Source organism: Streptomyces sp. CB02959 (assembly GCF_002803155.1).
In the GTDB taxonomy this organism is placed as follows: Bacteria; Actinomycetota; Actinomycetes; order Streptomycetales; family Streptomycetaceae; genus Streptomyces.
Map to the genome: position 1 here is coordinate 150,868 of NZ_NNBP01000005.1, position 22,309 is coordinate 173,176.

Annotated in this window: 26 protein-coding genes; 8 read left to right on the forward strand and 18 right to left on the reverse strand. The window is 67.2% G+C overall.

Going from position 1 to position 22,309, the window contains the following annotated elements; translation table 11 throughout:
* Positions 1 to 14 precede the first annotated feature (14 nt).
* The 3 genes from CG747_RS10465 to CG747_RS49240 all read right to left on the reverse strand — a co-directional run bounded on the left by CG747_RS10465 (position 15) and on the right by CG747_RS49240 (position 2,616).
* Complete coding sequence (locus tag CG747_RS10465) at positions 15 to 1,235, reverse strand: terminase (RefSeq protein ID WP_257980322.1); 1,221 nt, start codon at positions 1,233 to 1,235, stop codon at positions 15 to 17.
* A 167-nt stretch (positions 1,236 to 1,402) separates the two neighbouring features.
* Positions 1,403 to 1,618: a hypothetical protein gene (locus CG747_RS49235; RefSeq protein ID WP_257980323.1), complete on the reverse strand. Its 216-nt coding sequence runs from the start codon at positions 1,616 to 1,618 to the stop codon at positions 1,403 to 1,405.
* Positions 1,619 to 2,127: 509 nt separating this feature from the next.
* Entirely contained in the window at positions 2,128 to 2,616 is a 489-nt protein-coding gene (locus CG747_RS49240) for a hypothetical protein (protein ID WP_257980324.1), read from the reverse strand.
* Between the two features lie 83 nt (positions 2,617 to 2,699).
* Between CG747_RS49240 and CG747_RS47110 the strand changes: the two genes are divergently transcribed.
* A complete protein-coding gene (locus tag CG747_RS47110; protein WP_146022055.1) occupies positions 2,700 to 3,017 on the forward strand; it encodes a hypothetical protein in 318 nt (105 codons plus the stop codon).
* A complete protein-coding gene (locus tag CG747_RS47115; protein WP_146022056.1) occupies positions 3,014 to 3,454 on the forward strand; it encodes a hypothetical protein in 441 nt (146 codons plus the stop codon). Before CG747_RS47110 ends, CG747_RS47115 begins: the two co-directional genes overlap by 4 nt.
* A 95-nt stretch (positions 3,455 to 3,549) precedes the next feature.
* Here CG747_RS47115 and CG747_RS10475 read toward each other — a convergent pair whose 3' ends face one another.
* The 13 genes from CG747_RS10475 to CG747_RS10535 all read right to left on the reverse strand — a co-directional run bounded on the left by CG747_RS10475 (position 3,550) and on the right by CG747_RS10535 (position 13,079).
* Positions 3,550 to 3,858 carry an HNH endonuclease gene (locus CG747_RS10475; RefSeq protein WP_100601398.1) on the reverse strand — a complete coding sequence of 103 codons (309 nt, stop codon included), beginning with the start codon at positions 3,856 to 3,858 and terminating at the stop codon, positions 3,550 to 3,552.
* Between the two features lie 162 nt (positions 3,859 to 4,020).
* A complete protein-coding gene (locus CG747_RS10480) occupies positions 4,021 to 4,446 on the reverse strand; it encodes a hypothetical protein (protein WP_100601399.1) in 426 nt (141 codons plus the stop codon).
* 227 nt (positions 4,447 to 4,673) lie between these two features.
* Complete coding sequence (locus tag CG747_RS10485) at positions 4,674 to 5,213, reverse strand: hypothetical protein (RefSeq protein WP_146022057.1); 540 nt, start codon at positions 5,211 to 5,213, stop codon at positions 4,674 to 4,676.
* Between the two features lie 260 nt (positions 5,214 to 5,473).
* Positions 5,474 to 6,403, reverse strand: coding sequence for a class I SAM-dependent methyltransferase (locus CG747_RS10490; protein ID WP_100601401.1), 930 nt, complete (start codon positions 6,401 to 6,403; stop codon positions 5,474 to 5,476).
* Between the two features lie 111 nt (positions 6,404 to 6,514).
* Positions 6,515 to 7,483: a DUF2637 domain-containing protein gene (locus tag CG747_RS10495; protein ID WP_100601402.1), complete on the reverse strand. Its 969-nt coding sequence runs from the start codon at positions 7,481 to 7,483 to the stop codon at positions 6,515 to 6,517.
* Between the two features lie 68 nt (positions 7,484 to 7,551).
* Positions 7,552 to 7,776, reverse strand: coding sequence for a hypothetical protein (locus CG747_RS10500; RefSeq protein ID WP_100601403.1), 225 nt, complete (start codon positions 7,774 to 7,776; stop codon positions 7,552 to 7,554).
* Positions 7,777 to 7,839: 63 nt separating this feature from the next.
* A complete protein-coding gene (locus CG747_RS10505; protein ID WP_100601404.1) occupies positions 7,840 to 8,397 on the reverse strand; it encodes a hypothetical protein in 558 nt (185 codons plus the stop codon).
* Between the two features lie 111 nt (positions 8,398 to 8,508).
* Positions 8,509 to 9,288: a hypothetical protein gene (locus tag CG747_RS10510; RefSeq protein ID WP_100601405.1), complete on the reverse strand. Its 780-nt coding sequence runs from the start codon at positions 9,286 to 9,288 to the stop codon at positions 8,509 to 8,511.
* Positions 9,289 to 9,585: 297 nt separating this feature from the next.
* A complete protein-coding gene (locus tag CG747_RS10515) occupies positions 9,586 to 10,296 on the reverse strand; it encodes a hypothetical protein (protein ID WP_100601406.1) in 711 nt (236 codons plus the stop codon).
* Positions 10,296 to 11,258 (reverse strand): hypothetical protein, encoded by a 963-nt coding sequence (locus CG747_RS10520; protein WP_100601407.1) that lies wholly within the window; start codon positions 11,256 to 11,258, stop codon positions 10,296 to 10,298. Before CG747_RS10520 ends, CG747_RS10515 begins: the two co-directional genes overlap by 1 nt.
* Before the next feature lie 96 nt (positions 11,259 to 11,354).
* Positions 11,355 to 12,239, reverse strand: coding sequence for a hypothetical protein (locus CG747_RS10525; protein WP_146022058.1), 885 nt, complete (start codon positions 12,237 to 12,239; stop codon positions 11,355 to 11,357).
* A complete protein-coding gene (locus CG747_RS10530; RefSeq protein ID WP_100601409.1) occupies positions 12,236 to 12,616 on the reverse strand; it encodes a hypothetical protein in 381 nt (126 codons plus the stop codon). The genes CG747_RS10525 and CG747_RS10530 overlap by 4 nt, the downstream gene beginning before the upstream one ends.
* Positions 12,617 to 12,779: 163 nt before the next feature.
* On the reverse strand, positions 12,780 to 13,079 hold the full coding sequence (locus tag CG747_RS10535; protein WP_100601410.1) for a helix-turn-helix transcriptional regulator: 300 nt from the start codon (positions 13,077 to 13,079) through the stop codon (positions 12,780 to 12,782).
* A gap of 375 nt (positions 13,080 to 13,454) precedes the next feature.
* On the opposite strand from CG747_RS10535, the gene CG747_RS48785 reads away from it, so the two are divergent.
* A complete protein-coding gene (locus CG747_RS48785) occupies positions 13,455 to 13,709 on the forward strand; it encodes a hypothetical protein (protein ID WP_219621429.1) in 255 nt (84 codons plus the stop codon).
* Between the two features lie 159 nt (positions 13,710 to 13,868).
* Positions 13,869 to 14,294: a hypothetical protein gene (locus CG747_RS10545; protein WP_146022059.1), complete on the forward strand. Its 426-nt coding sequence runs from the start codon at positions 13,869 to 13,871 to the stop codon at positions 14,292 to 14,294.
* A gap of 310 nt (positions 14,295 to 14,604) precedes the next feature.
* Here the strand turns inward: CG747_RS10545 and CG747_RS10550 are convergent, their stop codons facing one another.
* Both CG747_RS10550 and aceE read right to left on the reverse strand, forming a co-directional pair.
* Entirely contained in the window at positions 14,605 to 16,260 is a 1,656-nt protein-coding gene (locus CG747_RS10550) for a recombinase family protein (protein WP_100601413.1), read from the reverse strand.
* A 201-nt stretch (positions 16,261 to 16,461) separates the two neighbouring features.
* Positions 16,462 to 19,209 carry a pyruvate dehydrogenase (acetyl-transferring), homodimeric type gene (gene aceE / locus CG747_RS10555; protein ID WP_100601414.1) on the reverse strand — a complete coding sequence of 916 codons (2,748 nt, stop codon included), beginning with the start codon at positions 19,207 to 19,209 and terminating at the stop codon, positions 16,462 to 16,464.
* 517 nt (positions 19,210 to 19,726) lie between these two features.
* Here aceE and CG747_RS10560 point away from each other — a divergent pair.
* The 4 genes from CG747_RS10560 to CG747_RS10575 all read left to right on the forward strand — a co-directional run bounded on the left by CG747_RS10560 (position 19,727) and on the right by CG747_RS10575 (position 22,186).
* Positions 19,727 to 20,149 carry a DUF3052 domain-containing protein gene (locus CG747_RS10560; protein WP_100601415.1) on the forward strand — a complete coding sequence of 141 codons (423 nt, stop codon included), beginning with the start codon at positions 19,727 to 19,729 and terminating at the stop codon, positions 20,147 to 20,149.
* Between the two features lie 150 nt (positions 20,150 to 20,299).
* The gene (locus tag CG747_RS10565; protein ID WP_100601416.1) at positions 20,300 to 20,758 is read left to right on the forward strand and encodes a peroxiredoxin; all 459 of its coding nucleotides are present in this window, start codon (positions 20,300 to 20,302) and stop codon (positions 20,756 to 20,758) included.
* Between the two features lie 161 nt (positions 20,759 to 20,919).
* On the forward strand, positions 20,920 to 21,495 hold the full coding sequence (locus tag CG747_RS10570; protein ID WP_039636901.1) for a TerD family protein: 576 nt from the start codon (positions 20,920 to 20,922) through the stop codon (positions 21,493 to 21,495).
* Between the two features lie 115 nt (positions 21,496 to 21,610).
* On the forward strand, positions 21,611 to 22,186 hold the full coding sequence (locus CG747_RS10575; RefSeq protein ID WP_100601417.1) for a TerD family protein: 576 nt from the start codon (positions 21,611 to 21,613) through the stop codon (positions 22,184 to 22,186).
* Positions 22,187 to 22,309 lie beyond the last annotated feature (123 nt).

The following is a 22,309-nucleotide window of genomic DNA, read 5'->3' on the forward strand; positions in this document are numbered from 1 at the left end:
GCACCCCCGTTTCTTCAGCGCAGGATCGTGACCTTGCGAGAGCGGTTCCGGGCGCCGGTAGCGACGGCGTCCAGTCGGCATTGCCAGGCCAGGACGGAGGCGACCGCGGCGTCGATCTTCCGCGGGCTGTCAGGGTGTTCCTTGGCGATCTGGAGGCCAGAGGTCGAGGGCCTGCGCCGGGCGTTGAGCACATGCCGGGTCAGGACGGACGAGCCGTTGTGGGTGAGCTCTCGGTCCACGACCGCAGCGTGGAACTTGTCCAGCGCCCGGACGATCAACCCTGACCGGCCGCCGGTCATCCACCATTCGATGGGGTGCTGGCGCGTGGACTTCACCGGGAGCTTCGCGCCGTACTTGGCCTCCCAGGTCGCGACGTGCCCCTCCCACTTGGCGGGGTCGGCGTAGAAGCCGACCACGTCGAAGCGCCGAAAGGCGTCATCGACCGCGGCCAGCACTTCAGCGACCGGCACCTCCCAGTCATCACCGGCCGGGCCGTCCGGCTGTTCCCACACGTGGATCGGGAACAGGTGACCGTCATCCACCCGGCACGCGATGAGGGCGGTCGCATCGGTCACGCCCTTGCGGCGCCGGCGCGAGCCGTCGAAGCCGAGCACGATCCGCTCGCCGTCCCGGACCGCCTTGTCCGGTGCGGCGCAGCCGGACCACTCGGGCTGGGACAACCACGAGTCGGAGGCGTGTGTGACTTGGTTCAGGAAGTACCGGCGAGCGTCTTGTGGGTCTGTGTCGGGATCCCAGTAGTCCATGAGGACACGGCGCAGGTTCACCCAGCCGCCGTTCATGTCCGCGCTGCCACCGTAGGCGTGCGCGAGGCCGGCCAGGAGCGACGCCTCGTCACCCGGATCGGTGTCCGCTGGTGCTTCGCGGTGGTCGAAGAGCAGCCCGTCGTCGGCCTTGGTCTTCCCTTCGAGCTGCTTCTTCCACGCCTCGAACGACCGCTCCGCCACCGAGTCCTCGCCAGGCACAAAGGCGTTGGGAGTTTCGACACTGGCGCCGTTGACCTTGGTCAGATTCCGGCGGATCGTGGCCGCCAGCTTGCGCCCGCCGTTGTTGGGGAGCCACGACTCCGTCTGGTCCAGCACAGCGAAGACTGGCCGGAAGCCTTCGCGAGAGGAAGCCGCGGAGGTGACGTACTCGATACGGCCGTCGGGGACATTGACGAAGCTCTCCATCGGCTCGATGGCGTAGGCATCGTGTACGCCACCGTTCCGGGCCATCTCCAACAACGGCTCCCACGTGTTCGCCGTCTGGTCCTCGGAAACGGCAACGATCTGGACCTTCGCCTTTAACCCAAGAGAGGTCCACTCCCGGCCCACAGGCTCGCCGTCTGCGTCCCAGCCGTCCGGAACTACAGGGCCAAGCGCCTCCGCAAGGCAGAGCGCAGCTAAGAGAGGAGACGTAACTTGCCCCAGCCTTTTGGCCGGGACAGGACCCCCCTTCGGATGCGTCGCCCGTTGGTCAGAGTGCGCCCGCGAATCGCGGGGCCGTCGAAGTCAGGGCGGAGGGCGTAGAGCTGGAGCACGAACAGAGCTTGCTCATCGGTCAACAGCAGTGGCTCGCCGGCCGCCGGGCCGTCCGGGACGATCAGGTACTCGGCCATCCAATCAAGTACCTGCCACCCCAACGTCGGAACTTCTCCCCGGTAGTTCGGACCTCGCCACGGCACGGCGCCCCCCAGGAAAACCCAACCGGAAATACTTCATTTCAGAAGTCGCCGACAGGAATCGCTCACCAGTTTATCGTCATTGACTTAGGGCGTGCTGCATGCCACTTACTTGCGCCCATTAATTCACGCTCTTGAGGGGAGGTGCGCACGGATGTGGCGCCACTCGAAGCATCATAGCGGAGGGCAGTCGATTTTGGGGCTTTCCGCGCTCGCTGTGAGCTTGGTGTGGATGTTCATCGAACTCGTGCACCTAACCAGGGATTCGTAGGCCGCGTTGACGTCTACCGAAGGGCCACCAAGTCGGGTGGCCCTTCTATGCTCCGACGACCGTACAGCCTCTGACCTGCACGTTCACTGGCGCACGTACTTTACTCACTTACCCACTCGCCCACTCGCTCGGCGCAGGAATACCGGCATTGCGAATTCAGCAATTCAGGAATCCCTCACGCTCTCGCGTCGGGATGTATGACCTTCAGTGCCGAATAGCGCTTCTTCGCCGATTGAGGCGAATTGCTTTCGGGGTAATTTTCGCGACTCTCATCCGGCGCGAACTGCATGCGCAAACGGGCTCGATCCTCTGGCGTTGCTCCGAATTTGGCGACTCGAAGGCGAAGTTCAGCAGCAGCCGAGAGCTCACCGGACCACAAGCGAGCGTGAATTAGGGCCGTATCCAGCAAGAAATCCCAGTCCGTCGAGGAGAAATGCTCGGCCTGCGGGGACGCCCGCCACACCTGCCACCAATCCCGCGTCCGCACCGGCCAGTCCCCATCTTCCCCCGGCCAGTCGGGTAGTTCGGGCGGTGCGGCCCGCTCGAAGGGCAAGATCGTTTGCAGCATGACGTCGGCGTTGCGGCGGGCACGCCTCACGGGATCCTTCGGGGCAGGGCCGCGGCCGGCCATCAGCAACACCCCCACATCAATACGCCACGTCATCACCCAATTGGCCAGTTGCCTGATCTAAAACAGATTAGATCTACTGGTTGGCGACACCTACTGGAGGAACGGCGAGCTAGCTAATGACAGATGACTTCGGGGCGCGATGGTTTTCCCCCGGCAACCCATTGCTTACTGGATTCAAATCAGGGAAGTCTCGACTCGAAGAATCTCACCTAGTTACTGACGGGCTCTATTTCGAGGAAATTGCAGCCATTGTCAAGCGTCACGCCAAGAGGAGACCGCAATACAGCCCTCAGTTCTGGCGGCTATTCTCCGAGCTCCTCACCATCGCGGTGGGGGCACGCCTGGCGAATGGAGAACCGGGACTAGAAGAAGAGGAGATCATGCATTACATCGACGAATTCGCAGACTTCTTTAATAGCTTCAAGTGCCCGTGACAAAGAACCTCGAAAACTTTCTAGGGATGCCATCCGATTCCGAGGAGCTGGCCAAACATAGCAAGAAACAGCGAATTGAATCGTATCAAAATCGCTCGAATGTAATTACGTGGCTAGGGGTCGGCCTGGCCGGTGGGGTGGCACTGACTGGGGGTACGCTGTACTCAAACTTAATGCCCCATCTACCTAAGTACCTAACCGCACTGCAAATCACCCTACTGATTGTTGACGCAGTCTTCTTTGGTGTGGCTCGCGTGAAATTTGACAGAGCGAGAAGGGAACTCGATAAGGCAATCAAAGATTGGAACAAGCTACGCGCCAGCCATCATTATGGCTGGCCCACGAAGGCGGAGACGTATTACACCCTAGGGCTCACCATTGGACTGCTGTGGATCCTCCTGCTACTCAGCGTCACATGGCTGTCCGTGACCATGTGAATCAGAGTTCCCAGACTCGTACATCTGCCGAGCCGCAATACGCTTGCGGTGTTCAGGCCGGCCGGGGAGGGGGCTCCCCCCAGGGCGGCCGAGGATCACCGCAGGCCGGGGTGGCGTTCCGCCGGCCGCCGGCGCAGCGGCGGGCGCTTAGCGCGGCGCGCGACGGCGCTCTCAGCGGCGGTCTTGCGCCTATGGTGCCAACGGCAAAGCGACTGAAGGTTGTTGTCGCCGTGATCGTGACGGTCGCCGATGTGGTCCACGTCCGTGGCGGCGGCGGGGCAGCGGCCGCCGTCCCGCATGTAGGCGGTGCACCGGTAGCCGTCGCGAGCGAGGATGCGGGGGCGGATCGTGGTTGCCCAGTCCGCCGGCAGTTCGGCGCGGCGCCGACTCGATGCCCAGGCCATCAGGTGCCCCCGCTCTACCTTGGCGCTACTGAAACGCCCAACGCGATCCGCGAAGGCCAATCGGCGACGCGAACACCGCCGGGAACCGAGGATCCCGGCCCCAAGCACACAGGGCTAGGAACCCTCGGGAGAACCCGAACCGCGGTTCTACCACGCAGCAGATCAATCGGCTTCAGGGCGGGAGCGGAGCTCACCGAAGAACGTCAGCATCTGCGGATCAACCTGCAATGGAGGGCGCGAAGGGAGAGTGATGGTGCTGAGGGCGTGTTGGAGGAGCAGGCAGCGCAATCGGGTGACGGCGAGGGTGCGTTCGGTGTCGTCCAAGCTGCTCAGCAGGGTTTCGATGCGGGTCTGCCACACTGCCTTCAAGGAGACGCTGACCTCTTCTTTCTCGGTGGCCTCCGCGGTCTGTAGTTCGCCCGCGATCTGGTCCAAGCGGTCCCGTTCCACCCGCTCGCGCTGGGCGTCGCCTTGGGCGAACCAACCCGCCACCGCCTGCCGCAGCCCGGTCCAGGCGTCAGTCCCCACGGCATCTACCAACGAGGCCCCGCATGCCGCGGACAGTGCCCTCAACTCCTGCTCCAGCATCGGTGCCCTCCTAGGCCAATCGGCATCGCAAGCACGCTATCGCTGACCCCGACGCCGCGTCAGTGCGCTCCGGGGGCAGTCGATGTGCTGATGGACTAAAAGACGCCAGGGGCTGTTCCGTTGGTTCTTCGGCGAGGACTCCTGCACCCGTACCACTCAGCGGATCAATCCGCCTCAGGGGCGGGATATAGAAGCGGGCCTCACCGATGGAGGTCAGCATCCGCGGATCAACGCGCAATTGGGGACGGCTTGGGAGAGCCGGAGCTCCGGGCGGCGCCGTCGTCGCTTAGGGACCCGGGGCGGGGACTGGCGGTTGTGTGGTGTCCATGGGGGGTGCGGGCTCCCTTAGGAAGATGTGGGTTGATCACTCCGACGCTGAACGCTGCCGCGGCCAGCGCCAGGCACAGGAGCGAAATCTTGATCCACTTTCTCTTGGGCCGTGCGGCAGCCTCGATCTGTTCCACCGCCAAAGCGGTGTGGTCCTGTAGGGCCAGCATGGTCGCCTCGGCTTCGACGGCGACGTATTCCACGAGGCGGCTCGGATTGAGAGTCCGGATCTCCCGTGGCCACAGCACCATCGCTGCGAACACTGCGCTGGCAGCGCTGAAGGCAATGCTCGGGACCTGCCAGACGAACGGCAGGCCCCGATTCAATGTGACCACGGCACCGTCGAACGCGAGGAGGACACCTGCCTTCCCATCAAGGGCTCGCAGGTTGGCCAAGCGGCGGTCGTATTCTCGCTCTACGACCCCCATCAGCACTGCCACCGAAGGAAGTCCAGGGTTCGTCGTTGGGGCAGCAGGAGGAGCGGCGCCAGACCGTCGCGGCCAAGGGATGCGGGTCACTCGACCAGTGTGAGCGGCGTCCTGCGAAAAACCAACCGGACTCCTACGGCCCGCTCGGGCAACCCCGACGCCAGCACGCCGCGCGTGGACGGCGAGATCAACACGACCCGCCAACGAACTCCGACCACTACGGCAGCGGCAGTGGGACCGCTCGGGCTGGACGGCCCTGAGGCTGAGCCCGTTCACGAGGCGGCTTCGGTGATGTGGGCGGTGGCGCTCTTCGGGTCGCCCTTGACGAACGTCAAGACGTACTGGTGATGGCGGCCGATCTTGCGGGAGGCGCGCCACTGGTTGCCGATGCGCAGCGGCACCGTACCGAGAGTGTTCATCAAAACGGCGTCGTTGTAGAGGCTGGCGCCAGCGGCCTCGTGGGCGGAGATGGTCAGCGGGATGAGCCCGCGGATCATGCCGAGGGAGTTGCGGACTTCACCCACGACCCAGGTGGCGAATCGGTCCTCGGCGAGGCAGCGCACGGACGCGGCGATGATCTCCTGGTACGCCTGGGCGAATTCCTTCCAGCGCATCGCGGAGAGGTCGGCCGGGTGATCGGAGTACTTCTCCAAGTTGTGGTACGGCGGGCACGTGAACACGTAGTCGTACGCGCCTTCTTCGAGTTCTGGCAGTACGTCGGCGGCGTCGCCGAGCAGCCATTCGGGCTGGGCGGCGAGTAGGTCGTTCTCACGCCAGGCGGCGGCTTGCTCTTCGTTGGCGTCGAGCTGCACCGGCGAGAGGTCGATGCCGGTGTAGCGGTATCCGCCGTTGCCAGCGACGAGTCCGCGGACGGAGCCGCCCGCGAACGGATCGAGGACGTTGCCGCCTTCGGGGCAGTACCAGCGATAACTGGTCTCGGCCAGGACAGGGTCGAAGGTCGAAAGCCCACCATTGATCTCCGTGAGCTTCTCCTGCGCGAACTTGCCGCGGCTGGCATAGGTGGTCACGTGTTCACGGCCGGCGCGGCTGGTGATCCCGAGGTCGTGCCAGGCCCGGCGGCGCTCGCGCCACGGGCCGAGGTCGGTTCGGATGACAGAGAACGGCTGGATGCCGGGCAGCGGACCCAACGTCGTGGGGGGCATAGGGGCGTCGTCGAAGAGGCCCGGGGAGCTGGTCGGCATGATCACCTCCCGGCGGGCATGAAGAAACCCCGCCACGACGGGGGAACGTGGCGGGGTTGGCTATGGGGTTGGGGTGTTTCCGGGCACGCCGGAAGCGCCGCCAACTTTAGATCACGGAACGGTAACGGCGCAAGGGGTGTTGATCGCCTCTTCGACCCGCTCGCGAATCTGGCTCGCCCTGGTGCGCTTAACTCCGAGCGCATCGCCCAGCGCGTTCTGGGTGGGTCGCTTACCGAGTGCCTGCCACACCTGCCGGTAGGCGTTCACCCACTCTTGCGGCACCACGAGGTCCGGGCCCGGCGCCGTGCCGGCGACGTCCGCTTCATCGCCGGCCGGCCACGGTGGGGCGGTGAAGGTGGCGGCGAGCGGCTGAGGTTCTGGTGGCGCTGCCTCATCGTCGCCGGTGGCGGTGAACGGCGGTGTCTCGCTGGCGGCGGCGATGAGGGCGGCAAGGTCCAGGTCGGTCGCCGGCGTGCCGTTGGCAGTGCCGCCCGCGGTGGACTGCCGTGTTGCGCGGGCGGCAGCTTCTGCGGCGGTTGCCGCCTCATCAGCTGCGGCGCGTGCGGTGTTTGCGGCGGCGGTGGTGGCGCTGGCGGCGGCGGTCGCGCGGTCTGCCGCAGCGATGGCAGCGGCAACCGATGGCGCAGCAGCGGCAACTGTGGCACTGCCAGGCGTTGGTAGGAGGCGCACGAGTAGTTCGGTAGCAGCAAGCTGGGCGACGGGCGGGGTAACGGCGATGGCGATACCCAGCGGGGTGCCGTCGCTGTGGGCGATGTTGAACGTCAGGGAGATGGCGGCGAAGGCGATCACGGTAGCCCAGTACGGGCGGGCGCCACGGCCGGCGTGCTGGGCCATGACGACGCCGACCGTGCCGACGACCGCACCGCCATCGACGAGGACTGCGAACATCCACACGATGTCCCCCGGTACGCCGTGCTGGAGGCCCAGCGCAGTCAGGGCGGCGAAGGACAGCCGGAACGCCAGATAGGCGAACCCGGCAGTGATCGCCGCGGACGTGATGAGCGGCACCCAGTGGGCAAGGCCTGAAGTCCGGGGGCGAGTAGGGTAGGCGGTAGCCATACGGAGGGGTACTCCTTCGTATCGGTCAGGGTCCGCCCGGCGGTGACGTCGCCAGAGGCGGACCCGTTCTATTCGGTGGGGTCGGCGTCTTGCTCGGCGCGCAAGATCTGGCGAATGCGGCCCTCGGTGAATTGGAGATCCCGCGCGATCTGCGCGACGGATCGTGGCTTCTGCCTGCCATCTCCGCGCCGCGCCTCGGCAATGATCCGGCCGAGCTGCTCTTGAAGGTTCACGACGTCACCGCGGATGCGGACGGCGTCGTCGTACGTCAGCTGCGGCGTGGGATCGGCCATGGGGAAATGCCTTTCATGAGTAGGCGCCGGCCGGGCGCGGGGCCCGGCCGGCGGTGAACTCGATCAGTGTGGGTGGCTGTGCGGCTGGTCGTCGGTCACGGTAGCGATCTCCCCCTCACCCTCCGGGCGGTAGGCGACGAAGCAGGCGACGCCGTCGTCCTCGAAGATCACGCTGGTCTCCCAGCCCGCGATGCGGAAGGCACGGATATAGGCGGTGAGCATCGTCTCCGCCTCCTCGCCCTTGTCGGGCAGGCCGTTCAGGAGGCGGCACACGTCCACGCATCCCGGCGCGATCGACTCCACCAGGAACCCGCGGGCCGTGGTGCGGAATTCGTCCGGGTCGCGGGCCGGCTCGAAGCCAGCGACGCCCAGGACTCGCACCGCGGTGCGCACGTCGGCGTTGTCGGCGTCCGCCGCGCGGAAACCGTAGTTGACCGGCGCCCGGTGGGCGGCGGCCACGTCGCACGGGCCGCAGGTGAACCGGGTGCCGGCGATGAGGCCAAAGGCGGCCTCGTCGGCGTCCACGTCGTAGGGCGCGTCCTCGCCGCAAAGGGCCCGCGTGGTTCCTTCGTCCTGCCGGTGCAGGACGTCGTCGTCCTTGTTGGTCGTGGCGTAGTGCATAGGGGGTACTCCCTCTCGCTGGATGGGTGCCGGGTGACGTCCGGCCCCGCAATGAATGCGGTAATAGATACGGTAGCGATTTCCGTATGGTCCAGCGAGGGGCTGCGGCCCTCAACTTCGAGTAATTCGCGAGCAGTTGGCGAACGGCGCGGATGCTCGGGCGCTGAGGGCGGTCGCCAGGGCGGGCAGGTCACGCCACCGCCACACGCGACGCCCACGATCGTCAATGAGGACGGGGGCGGTGCAGCTCGGCCCGGTGCTGCACGTGACCGCCGGCGGGATGTCCGGTCCGGTATGCAGGGTGAGTTGGCCAGCACACCAGGGGCAGGGCCGGCCGGGGATCACCGTGTCGCGGTGGTCGAGGCCGAGGGCGCGTAGGAGGCGGGCCTCGCTGGTGCGGGCGACGTGGCGTGCCTCGATCTGTTCGGCCTCGCGCAGCGGCCGGAACGGTGGAGCGCCGGCCAACTCATGTTCGGGGCTGACGTCTTCACCTCGGACGCGGCCTTCGATCCATACGCAGGCCCAGTGCAGGCCGTGGGCGCGGCTTCCCGGCCGGGTCTCGCTCCGGATCTCCCAGCGGCGCGGGTCGCCGGGCGCGGCGCGCTGGCATGCGGCGGCGAGGACGTCGGCCAGTGCGAACACGGCCTCCTCCACAGCCCGGCCGGCGTCCAGGACACCGAGATTGACCGGCGCCGGGTACTCGCGCAGGGTCAACGGGAGCCGCTGGAGGAGCGGTTCGTCCGGCTCGGGGTTGAGGGTGTGGGACAGCTGGCGGGGAGGCCACACCTCGGCGGGCGGGATGTCGATCGCGGCCAGGAGGTCACCCCACAATTCGCGGATGCGGCGCAGGGCGGCGACGGTCTCGGCGGCGATGGCGTACGTCGGATTCACGGTGAGCCTCCGGGCAAGATCGGCTGTACGGTGGTCTCACCACGTGGGGCGCGCCGTTCCTGTCTGGCCGGACAAAGGGGCGCGCCCCGACGGTCGTTCAGGACTCTGTGTCTTTACGTCCCTTGGCCTCGATGCCGCAGGCACCGCATACCAGCCATGGACGTGTGGTTGCGGACAGCTTCGGCTGCCCGCCGGCGAGCACGGACAGGGGAAGGACGGCAAGACGCAGTTCAACCCGTAGGGCGTAGGCGCCGCAGGCGGGGCAAGGGGTGTCGGGCAGCTCGTGGGTTTCGTACATCAACTGGCCTCTTTCAGGGCGGTGTGGGCGGCATCGATGCGGCAGGGGTGCGGCTTGACGCGGACGGCTCGGCCCTTGCCGCGTGGGCGGAAGCCGCCGCGGCATGGCTCGCCCTTGCCGGCGCCGCACCAGGTGCACACCTGGTCGAGTGGGTCTGGCTCGCCCTTGCGGAGTGCGGTTTCGCGCTCGGCTCGCCGCGGCCGGAAGGCCGCGAGTTCCTGGGCCGCCTTCTCCGGCAAGTACGACGACGCGGCCAATCGGTCGGTCATTGCTTCGATTTGGCGCTGGCCGGCCGGGTCGATGGCTTGGCGGAGGGGGGCCGGCGCGCTTTGGCCGGTGGCGACGGCGGTGCGGGTGGCGGCGAGTTCGGCGCGGTAGGCGGCTTCGTTATCGGGGTCGGCGGCCGGCACTGGGTCGGTGTGCCGTTCCATTCGGGAGCCGCGGTGGTCGGCCCAGGCGGCAAGTAGGTGGTGCGGCTCGTAGGCGAAGTAGCGTGCGGTGTGGTCGCCGCGCTGCTGTTCGTAGAAGCGGCGCACTGCGTGCATGACGTCCCAGGTGCCGTCCGCGGTGGCGGCCGGGATGTGCACGGTGGCCTCGTTCCATTCGTCGATGGTCCGCGCGGCCTGCTGCGGGTCGGTCATCGCGCGGCGGAGGCGGCCGTCGAGGGCGGCCAGCAGTCGCAGGAGCGCGGCGGTCTCGCGAGGATTCATCAGTTCCCCCGTTCTTCCAGCAGAGCGAGTCCGGCGAGGAGGTTGTCGGTGTACGAGTTCGAGCGGCGCAGCGGCACCACCTCACCGCTGCCCCCGCCGGCCTGGCCTGGCGGTGGCGGGGCGGCGCTTGCTCCGGTGGGAAGGCCAGCCCAGTCCTTGATCCAGGCGCGGGCGGAGTGTGCCGGGGTACCGCGGGCGGCGTGCAGGCGGCGAGCGTGTTCGACCAGGGCGGGAATGCCGACCCGGTCGATGAGTGCCTCGATCTTCAGCCACTCCGCGCTGGTGAGTCGCCAGGCCACCACCAGGCCGGCCGTGGTGCAGGCGTCTACCAACGGCACAGCCGTCGCCGGCACCGCCTGCGCCGGGACCTCTACGGCCCGCTGCTGCGTCCCGGTGCTCGCGCGCTGCCTGCTTACCTCTCCGTCAGGAGAGGTAAGGGGGTTGGGGTTGGGAGCAGGTGTTACGCCGCTGTGAGTAACGCCGTTACCTCCGGCGCGCCTCGGCTCGGTATCGGGGGCAGCCGGCGTCGGCTTCGAGGGCTTCTTCCGGTCCCGGAATGCCTTTTGACGTGCGGCGTTGCTCTTGCGTTCGGAGTCGATCTGGTCGGCGGACTTCTGGTAGTCGAGGTAGTCGTGGACGCGGTAGCCGCCGTCGGCTTCCACCCATAGCCCTGCGGCCACCAGGCGGCGCACCGCGAAGCGGGCAACCAGTGGCCCGAGGTCCTCGTGATCGGAGTCGTTCGTAACAGTGTTACCGCCGGCGTGACGTTCGGCGTGCTGCACGGCTTCGGCTGCGTCCTCGAAGTCGAGGAGGCGTAGGGCGACGCGGCGCGGGATGAACCCGTCGGTCAGGTTGCGATTGCACCACGCCAAGCCGGCCACCCATAGCGCCGTTCCCAGCGCGCCGGCGGCATCGAACTTCGCGTGGTCGTAGAAGTCGTCGGAGATGCGGACCCAGGCCATGGCGTGGTCTTCCTCAGCGGCAAGTACGGACAGGCGACGGGGCGCGGAAGGGCGATCAGCACATGCAGCCGGTCACCCTGCCGCGCCCAGGTGGCCTCACTGCTCGTCGTGGTTGACCGCCCACAGCAGCTCCTCAAGCTCGGGAGCGGCTTCACCTGCGGCGGCCACATCGCGACGCCGACCGGTGCGCGGATCGCTGACCGGGCGAACGGTCTTGAGCAGATGTGGGGGCGGCACGGGGGCGTGGACGAGGGTGCTGAGCCCCTTGGCCGCCCGGGCAACGGCGGATGCTTCCAGGAAGCGCTGAAACGTGGGCTCGCCTGCATCAAGCGGGTGCACGGCATACCCGTCCGCCCGCAGATGCACGCCATAGGCGGCACCGATTCCGAGCGCCGACATGGGCACCTCAACGTCGGCGACGCTGAGGTAGAAGTCCGCGAACTGGAAGGCGGCTGCGTGCAACGCGGCCTCCGGCCAGACACCGGACGGCCGGGTCGTGTAGAGGAACAACGCCCACTCCCCACCAGGGAGTTCGGCCACCAGGTCCGCGGTTCCGGCATAGCCGTGCGTGCGAGAGCCGACCAGGGCCTCGGTCAGCTGTGGCCGTACTCCCCAGTCGTCGAGGAAGTCGGAGCACGAGGCAACGTACCCGTCCAACTCCTCCGGCACCTCAGCATCCTCGCCCCGGAGGAGGGCGTCGGCGTATCGGTGTACCTCCGTGCCGCGGACTGCCGCGGTATTGCTCTCACGAAACGGCGCGCCGCGGATCTCCTCGAAGACCGACTCCGCCTCACCGGAAGCCACACGGGGAGCCAGGCACCGCCAGTGATCCACTGCATAGCGAGCGGCAGACCTCGCCGCCCACCCCAGCAGGGCAGGCTTCGGCAACCCCCCTCCGACGAGCGATGGCACCCCCATCACGGGCTTGCCATCCAGCGTGTACGTGTAGCCGCGTCCGGCCGTTGTGCGTACCAGCGTCACCGCACACCCCCGTCCCGCACGCGCGCCACCGCGGCCAGGCCGGCATACCTCATGAGTTCCACGGCCAGGCGCCGCGCCTCCCGCTCACCCAGTGAGAACTCGACCGACTCCGACAGCGCGGCGATGAACTCTTCCCGCGCGGCATCCAGCGCCGCCGCGGCGACGGTCAACACGTGGTCCGGCAGGTCCCAGACCTCTTCGAGACCGGCAAGCCCCTCAAACGTGGCACGCCGCGCCGCTATCTCCTCCAAGTCCGCGCCCACAGCGCGCGGCGCCTCGGCGTACTCCACAGCGAGCACGCCGACGACCACCTCGGCGATATCGGTAGCCCCGAGCACCACGCGGCGCCCGTCCTTACTCAGCCGTACCGCGATCACGCTGCCGCCCTCCGCTCCGCACGCTCGGCGCGCACTTGGCGAATCAGCGGGGCGAGGACGCGGGAGATCACCTTGATCTGATCAGGAGTGGGCTCCGGCCACTCGCACGTGGTCTCGCCGCTGACTGTCGGCCTTATCTGGTTCTCGACCCGCGCTTCGGCGCTCATCGCTCACCCACTTCTACGGCCTCGCTGTCTCCGTCTTGCGGCACCGCTCGGCCTGTCGGCGCCCACAAGATCAGCAAATCGACGCCGATCGCGGCGCAGATCTTGTGCGCGACGTCGTGCCTTGCTGTCTGGATTCGGCCTCGCAGCAGGTTCTCGATGGTGCCGTGGGACACGCCGGATGCGGCGGCCAGCTGGCGAACGCTGATGCCGCGGCCGGTGCCCGTGCGTGCCATGAGTCGGCGCAACAGGTCGGCGTCGATCAGCAGGTAGCGGGGGACATGGGTGGGATCCGTCATCTCGAACCTCCTCGCCGTTCTGTCAAAGAACTTGGACAGGGAGGTTCGCACGGCGCGTGACCCGGTGTCTAGATACTTTTACAGTGCGTCAAAATCTGGTCAGTAACACGAGGTCAGCTGGCGATCCACCGGCAAGAACCTGGACAATCTGTCTAGAAGGCGTTACGAAGGTTAGGCAAACCAGGGTGCGAGGCTCTGCCCGCACCGGTCGGAAATGGGGAACAGATGGTCGAGGCGCCGAGGACGGACCTAAGCGATCTGGTGCGCAAGCGGCGCGCGCAGCTGCGATTGAGCCTCCGCGCTCTCGCGTCGCGCTGCGTTGACCCGAAGGACCCCGGCGCTGGATCACGGTGGACCCATGCCACCCTCGCCAACTTGGAGACAAAGTCGATCAAGGCGCCCGGGGTGCCGGAACTTCGCGCACTCGCCGCCGGCCTGGACTTGCCGTTACGGCTGCTCCAAGAGGCCGCCGGCGTGCAGTATCTCGGCATCGACACCGCATGGAGTGACGACGGCGAGACGCGCACCCTCGTCCACCACTACTGGGAACTGCCCCCAGACGACAGGGCCAAAGTCCGCGCGCTCATCGAAAGTTGGGGCAGCAAGAGCGCGCGCGACGAAGCACCCTGATCGCCTCGCGCACGCCCGGCTCGGCGTGCGCGAGGCACCTCGCGGGGCGAAGCCATCGCCCTGGCAAAGATCGAACTCGCATGCGATGATCCTTGGTTCAGCGCGTGCTCCGTACGGGGGTTCAAAGAAATGACAGAGCCAGAGATGCTCATGCCTGAGATGCGCTACGAGATTGACACGGAAGACCGGGTGGCACCTGGACGGGTGCTGCTCCTGACGCAGGAGCCCGGCCTCGTTGTGGGGACCTATCGGCCAGGTCACGCCAGCGAGATCCTGTGCGAGCAGCTGAACAGTGTCTGCCGCCACATCTTCCGCCACGGCCTCTGGGCGCAACGCTGGGGCGCAGATGAGGGCACGGAGCCCAGTGAACACGCCCTGCTCAAAGTGCGGTTCGAGATCCGCCCGGCCGACGCCTTCCCCAAAGACCTCGTCTGCCTGCCGCAGGAGCGCCCGGGAGAGTTCGTCTGGCTCATCCGTGAGCACCACATGTCTCAGCAAGCATGCGACGAAACCAACGAGCACCTCCGGCGTGCCGTCAAGGCTGGGCTGTGGGTACAGCGATGGGAAGAGCGTGATGATGTGTGACGCATCATCACCCCGCAGCGGTCGCCCTCCCCGATGAAATGGGCCACGTTATGGCGAATAACTACCGGAACAGAGTGCCCGGCGACTGAATCGCGCCCATATTCGAAACTGGATGGCTCGCCGCGTGGCCGATTGCCAGATCGGGAGATCTCCCCACCCTGCTGACGCAACGCGAGGTGTCGTGATGATGAGACGGGCCGCTGGCAGCGCGCCGCACAACCGCCAGTTGCTCCCCGAGCAGCGCAAAGCCCGCTAGACGACATGGGGTCACGCGACACAGGCTGCGTGACCCCGCCCTCGACGGACCGGCCTATGCAGCCGGCGCGAACAATTTCCGCGGCTTCACTGAGACGTACCTCTCTGCGGGGACCGCCTCTTTACGGTTCATACCTCGCCCGACCCGCGACAGTCGAACATCCAGCAGCGCCTCGGCGATCATCCGCTGTTGCGGCAATTCCAGCTTCCCCCAGGCCGCCGCCACCTCTTCTGGCGTCACCCCGACGATGTCACGTACGACGGACGGTGCCCGAAGTGTGCGCGCCCGCTCGTCTGCTGCCGTGATGTGTGGCTGTATCTCGGCCTCGATAGCGCCGAGCCCCTCGGGGGAAAGTCCCCCCTTGGCTGCCTGGAGGTAGAAGCCATCCAGGCGCTCTCGGAGCAGTTTCGCTTCTGCCTGTGCCTCCTCGATCTGCCGCACCAATTTCTCATCGCCGCGCGTATACGCCTCAACGAACCTCGGTGACGACAGCCATCCGAACAGCCAGTCCCGGACGTACCTGTCCACTGGTGTCATCTGTGCGCTGGTGTGGTAGCCCCTTTCGCCATCCCGCCCCGGCTGCTTGCAGACGTAGTTCACCTTCCCGGACGCGGTCTTCTGCGACTGGATTGGTGAATTGCACTCGCCGCACACCATGATTGAGGTTAGCCAGTAGCGGGCCTTTCCGGGGCGGGAGTTCCGTCCAAGCTTGCCTCGGTCCTTGATGATCGCCTGACATCGCGTGAATGTCGCTTTCCGGACCAGCGCTGGCCACGCGTTATCGGCGGTGACCTCGCCGTGGTAGGTTCGCGCGCCTATGTAGCGCACGTCGCCTGCGAACGTCTTGATGGCGTCGGGGCGCCACACCGCCGCGATCATCGGCTCACCGCGGGCGTGGAAGTCCTTGGCGATGGCCTCGGCCCTCTCGCCACCCTCCAGCCGTTCCTGAGTTTCCCGCCACAGCGACTCGTGTTCGAGGTTGTCCGGCTTTTCCCGAGCGAGCCGCTTCACCATGCCTGCGCCCCACATCAGAGCAGGGGCCGGTACGCCTCGCTCGTTCAGTCGCTGCGCGATGGCCTTGTATGACTGGCCGGCCGCTACACGTACACAGATCTCTCGGACGATGGGCGCCTCATCCGGATCGGGCTCCACCCGGACGAACGCTCCGGTGTCCGGGTCGTACACACGCCGGTAGCCGTAAGGACTGGGGCCGTGCGGACGGCCGCCAACCGCGTTTGCTCGCATTGCGCGCAGCACGTTGTCCCGCAGCTCGTCGACCTCGCGCTCGCCGAGTAGGGCGTCAAGACCGGTACGGAAACGATCATCCTTGTTCGACAAGTCGTAGACCTTGCCGCCATAGCACCACAGGACACTGTGCTTCGCGCAGGCGTCGCGCAGTCTCGTGTAGACGGTCAGATCGCGCTGGAGGCGGGTTGCGGCCCACGCGATCACGATGTCGAGGTTCTTTGCCTCGATGTCGCTCATCAGCCGTTCGAACCCGTCGCGCTCGTCCTTGGCGCCATGCCGCGACGCGGACTGGCCATCGTCCACGTACTCTTCGACAACCTTGATCTTCAGCTCGTCGGCGTCGGCGTGTCCGTTGTCGAGCTGCTCCTTCACTGACCGACCGCGGTTGTACTTCTTACCGTGATAGTTGCTCTTTCGGGCGTATATCCCGCCCCTGAGCCCCTCCAGATCCTGAGAAGCCATAGCACCCCCTGATGATCAGTCCCGAGAGTATGCCTTACTCGGGAAAACATGGGTGCCCCGTTCCCCTTACCAGGTAAGGGCGTTCAAGCTGTGGGAGCACTGAACGGTCCGGCCCCGGCGGACGCACCGCGCCCCCCGACCGGCGGGCTTCGCCGGTCGGGGGGCGCGGGGGAGACGGTGCGGCGGACGGCCGCGGGAAGGTCAGGCGTCGCCGCCGGCCTCACCCGCGTCGGCGGCCGTCACGTCCAGCAGCTGGTAGCGGTCGATGGCCTGCTTGAGCAGCGAGCGGTCGACCTTGCCCTCCCTGGCCAGCTCGGTGAGCACACCCAGCACGATCGACTGGACGTCGATGTGGAAGAAGCGGCGGGCGGCGCCGCGGGTGTCCGCGAAGCCGAAGCCGTCGGCGCCCAGCGACTGGTACGTGCCCGGCACCCAGCGCGCGATCTGGTCCGGGACGGAACGCATCCAGTCCGAGACCGCGACCTTCGGGCCCTCGGCACCCTGGAGCTTGCGCGTCACGTACGGCACGCGCTGCTCCTCCTCCGGGTGGAGCAGGTTGCGCTCCTCGACCTCCACCGCCTCGCGGCGGAGCTCGTTCCAGGACGTCGCCGACCACACGTCGGCCTTGACGTTCCACTCGTCGGCGAGGATCTGCTGGGCCTCGACGGCCCACGGCACCGCGACGCCCGAGGCGAGGATCTGGGCCCGGTGCTCGCCCTTCTCGCCCGGCTTGATCCGGTGCAGACCCTTGAGGATGCCCTCGACGTCGACGTCCTCCGGCTCCGCGGGGTGCTGGATCGGCTCGTTGTAGACGGTCAGGTAGTAGAAGACGTCCTCGCCCGGCCGGCCGTCGGCGGTCTCGCCGTACATCCGCCGCAGACCGTCCTTGACGATGTGCGCGATCTCGTAGCCGTAGGCCGGGTCGTAGGCGACACAGGCCGGGTTGGTCGAGGCGAGCAGCTGGGAGTGGCCGTCGGCGTGCTGCAGGCCCTCACCGGTCAGCGTGGTGCGGCCGGCGGTCGCGCCGAGCACGAAACCGCGGGAGAGCTGGTCGGCCATCTGCCAGAACTGGTCGCCGGTCCGCTGGAACCCGAACATCGAGTAGAAGACGTAGACCGGGATCAGCGGCTCGCCGTGGGTGGCGTAGGCGGAGCCCGCCGCGATCAGCGACGCGGTGCAGCCGGCCTCGGTGATGCCGTCGTGCAGCATCTGGCCGGTCGGGGACTCCTTGTAGGCCAGCAGCAGCTCGCGGTCCACCGACTCGTAGGTCTGGCCCAGCGGGTTGTAGATCTTGGCCGACGGGAAGAACGCGTCCATGCCGAAGGTGCGGTACTCGTCCGGGGCGATCGGCACGAAGCGCTTGCCGATCTCCTTGTCCCGCATCAGGTCCTTCAGGATGCGGACGAACGCCATGGTGGTGGCGATCTTCTGCTGTCCCGAGCCCTTCTTGGCGGTGGCGTACGCCTTGTCGCCGGGCAGCTCCAGCGGCTTGGCGCGCACGACCCGGGTCGGGACGTAGCCGCCCAGCCCCTGGCGGCGGTCGTGCATGTACTGGATCTCCTCGGACTTCGGGCCCGGGTGGTAGTACGGCGGCAGGCCGTCCTCCAGGTCCTTGTCCGGGATCGGCAGGTGCAGCCGGTCGCGGAAGCGCTTGAGGTCCTCGACCGTCAGCTTCTTCATCTGGTGGGTGGCGTTGCGGCCCTCGAAGTTCGGGCCGAGGGTCCAGCCCTTGACGGTCTGGGCCAGGATCACGGTCGGCTGGCCCTTGTGGGCCTTGGCCGCCGCGTACGCCGCGAAGATCTTCCGGTGGTCGTGACCGCCACGGCCCAGGTGCAGGATCTGGTCGTCCGTCATGTTCTCGACCATCGCGCGCAGTCGGTGGTCGTCACCGAAGAAGTGCTCGCGGATGTACGCACCGGTCTCGGTGGCGTACGTCTGGAACTGGCCGTCGGGGGTGCTGTTGAGCTTGTTGACCAGGATGCCGTCGCGGTCCTGCGCCAGCAGCGGGTCCCAGCTGCGGTCCCACACCAGCTTGATGACGTTCCAGCCGGCGCCGCGGAACTGCGACTCCAGCTCCTGCATGATCTTGCCGTTGCCGCGGACCGGGCCGTCCAGCCGCTGGAGGTTGCAGTTGACGACGAAGGTCAGGTTGTCCAGGCCCTCGCGGGCGGCGATGGACAGCTGGCCGAGCGACTCCGGCTCGTCCATCTCGCCGTCGCCGAGGAACGCCCAGACGTGCGACTTGGAGGTGTCGGCGATACCGCGCGCCTCCAGGTAGCGGTTCATCCGGGCCTGGTAGATCGCGCCGAGCGGGCCGAGGCCCATCGAGACGGTCGGGAACTCCCAGAAGTCCGGCATCAGCCGCGGGTGCGGGTAGCTGGAGAGGCCGTTGGGGGCCTTGGACTTCTCCTGGCGGAAGGCGTCGAGCTGGGCCTCGGTGAGTCGGTCCAGGAGGAAGGCGCGGGCGTAGATGCCGGGGGAGGCATGGCCCTGGAAGAAGATCTGGTCGCCGCCGTCGCCCTCGTCCTTGCCGCGGAAGAAGTGGTTGAAGCCCACGTCGTACAGCGAGGCGGAGGAGGCGAAGGTGGCGATGTGGCCGCCGACGCCGATACCCGGGCGCTGGGCGCGCGAGACCATCACGGCGGCGTTCCACCGGGTCGCGTTGAGGACCTTGCGCTCGATCTCCTCGTTGCCCGGGAAGAACGGCTCGTCCCTGGTCGCGATGGTGTTGACGTAGTCCGTGCTCCGCATCTCGGGCACGGCCACACGCCGCTCGCGGGCGCGCTCGATCAGGCGGAGCATGAGGTAGCGGGCACGTTCCCGGCCTCGCTCGTCGACGGCCGCGTCGAGCGAGTCGAGCCATTCCTGGGTCTCTTCGGGATCGAAGTCCGGGACCTGGCTGGGAAGGCCGCCAATGATGATCGGGTTTCGATCGGATCCGGAAGCCACGCTGTTCCTTCGTGTTCGGTTCGTATCGTGCTCTGCCTGCTATTGCCGCTGCGCACGGGGACGAATGCTGTGTGTGCCTTGTGTCGCGCCGTCTTCCATCGTGTACCGAGCCACTGGGATACGTCACCTCTACCGATGGGTAACCACCCGCAGAGAGAGGGCGCTGAAAGGGCCGATTCCTGTGGTCGGCCAAATCGCAACCATACGCCCATCTCGAAACGCCCCGGCGTGCGGCCGTGCGGCGCCGGTCGGGGGAGTCGGGATGCTCCGATACCCTGCGCGGGGGCCATTCCTTCCCGCCTACCCCATATACCCGGCACAATGCTGTGGTGCGTATCACTTCATGGTGTCCTGGTGGGGGCCGGGCCGCGGCGGTGGGCCCGTCGATCGTCACCGTTTCGGCGGTCTCGACCGTCGGGTACTTGCGCGATCCGCCCGGCACGTGTGGACTACGGCCAATGCTCCGCGCACGCGCGGAGTCCCCGAGTACTTTCCGAAACATGACAGGAGGCAATCCGTGAGCGCGACCGCGGACCACGCGGAGGAGCGGACCAACCCTGCCGCCAAGCTGGGGTTCGAGCCCGGACAGGTGGTCCAGGAGATCGGCTACGACGACGACGTCGAGCAGGAGCTCCGAGAAGGCATTGAGTCCGTCATCGGCCAGGACCTTGTGGACGAGGATTACGACGATGTCGCCGACGTCGTCCTCCTGTGGTTCCGGGACGACGATGGCGATCTCACGGACGCGCTGGTGGACGCCATCGGCCTGCTCGAAGAGGGCGGCATGATCTGGCTGCTGACGCCCAAGACAGGGCGCGACGGCTACATCGAGCCGAGCGACATCAACGACGCCGCACAGACCGCGGGCCTGTCCCAGACCCGGAGCATCAACGCCGGCAAGGACTGGACCGGCAGCCGGCTGGTCTCGCCCAAGCGCTGACCGGCCGCGTCACCCGACGTCCTCGCCGAGCCCCTTCCGGAGCGTTCCGGAAGGGGCTCGGTGCAGTTCAGGAGCGGTGCGCGGGCCCTGCGGGCGGACGCGTAGGGTGGTCGCGTCCAGTAGAGGGTGACGCGGGAAGGAAGCAGTCCCATGGCGATCGAGGTCGGCACCGAAGCTCCGGATTTCGAGCTGAGGAACCAGCACGGCGAGCTGGTGAGGCTCTCGGACTTCCGCGGTGAGAAGAACGTCGTGGTGCTCTTCTATCCCTTCGCCTTCACCGGTGTGTGCACCGGTGAGCTGTGCGCGCTCCGCGACGAGCTGCCGAAGTTCGTCAACGACGACGTGCAGCTGCTGGCCGTCTCCAACGACTCCCCGTTCTCGCTGCGGATCTTCGCCGAGCAGGAGGGCCTGGAGTACCCGCTGCTGTCGGACTTCTGGCCGCACGGCGAGGCATCCAGGGCCTACGGCGTCTTCGACGAGGAGAAGGGCTGCGCGGTCCGCGGCACCTTCGTCGTCGACAAGGAGGGCGTGGTGCGCTGGACGATCGTCAACGGCCTGCCCGACGCCCGCGACCTCAACGACTACGTCAAGGCGCTCGCGGCCCTCTAGGGACTGCCCGGTGGATCATGGCCGGGTCGGACATCCGTCAAGATCCATGTGCGTTGTCTGCATTCGGCGGGAACCGGTCACTAGGATCAAATCGTTGATCCGATGCCATGCACGATGGGGGCGCACATCTTGACGTACCCCTCGAATCTACGGGAGGACTCGTGGGAGTCAGCCTCAGCAAGGGCGGCAACGTCTCGCTGACGAAGGAAGCCCCCAATCTGACCGCCGTTCTCGTCGGTCTGGGCTGGGACGCGCGTACCACCACCGGTACGGACTTCGACCTGGACGCCAGCGCCCTGCTGACGAATGACCAGGGCAAGGTCGCCAACGACCAGAACTTCGTGTTCTTCAACAACCTCAAGAGCCCGTGCGGTTCGGTCGAGCACACCGGTGACAACACCACCGGTGAGGGCGAGGGCGACGACGAGGCCATCAAGGTGAACCTCGCCGGTGTCCCCGCCGACGTCAGCAAGATCGTGTTCCCGGTGTCGATCTACGACGCCGAGACCCGCCAGCAGAGCTTCGGCCAGGTCCGCAACGCCTACATCCGCGTGGTCAACCAGGCCGACGGCAAGGAGCTGGCGCGCTACGACCTGAGCGAGGACGCCTCGACCGAGACCGCCATGGTCTTCGGCGAGCTGTACCGCAACGGCGCGGAGTGGAAGTTCCGCGCCATCGGCCAGGGCTACGCCTCGGGCCTGCGCGGCATCGCGCAGGACTTCGGGGTCAACGTCTGACCGCACGGCGCAACCGTGTCCGGCGCCGTACGCCCCGCTCGGGGAGTGCGGCGCCGGGCGCGTTTCCGGGGCGTGCGCCGCGCCCCGTACCGACACCGGGGAGGAAGCGAACACCATGGGCGTCACGCTCGCCAAAGGGGGCAACGTCTCCCTGTCCAAGGCCGCTCCGAATCTCGCGCAGATCACGGTCGGCCTCGGCTGGGACGCACGGTCCACCACCGGAGCACCCTTCGACCTCGACGCCAGCGCGCTGCTGTGCCGGTCGGGCCGGGTGCTGGGGGACGAGTACTTCGTCTTCTACAACAACCTCAAGAGCCCCGAGGGGTCCGTCGAGCACACCGGGGACAATCTGACCGGTGAGGGCGAGGGCGACGACGAGACGATCCTGGTCGACCTCACCCAGGTCCCCGAGCAGGTGGAGGCGATCGTCTTCCCGGTCTCGATCCACGAGGCCGATCTGCGCGGTCAGAGCTTCGGGCAGGTCGGCAACGCCTTCATCCGGATCCTCAACCAGGCCGACGGCAGCGAACTCGCCCGCTACGACCTCAGCGAGGACGCCGCCGGCGAAACCGCGATGATCTTCGGAGAGGTCTACCGCCGCAACGGCGAATGGAAGTTCCGGGCCGTGGGCCAGGGGTACGCGTCCGGTCTGCGGGGCATCGCCCTGGACTTCGGGGTAAACGTCTCGTAGGCCGTCATGCCGCCGCCCGGTCGTCGGCGGTGACGGAAGTGGTGCCGCCCGCCGGTCGGACGCGGTGGGCGGCGCTCCCCGGCTGCCTCAGAGCGGGGGTACGGGTCCCGACCTGCGGCTCTC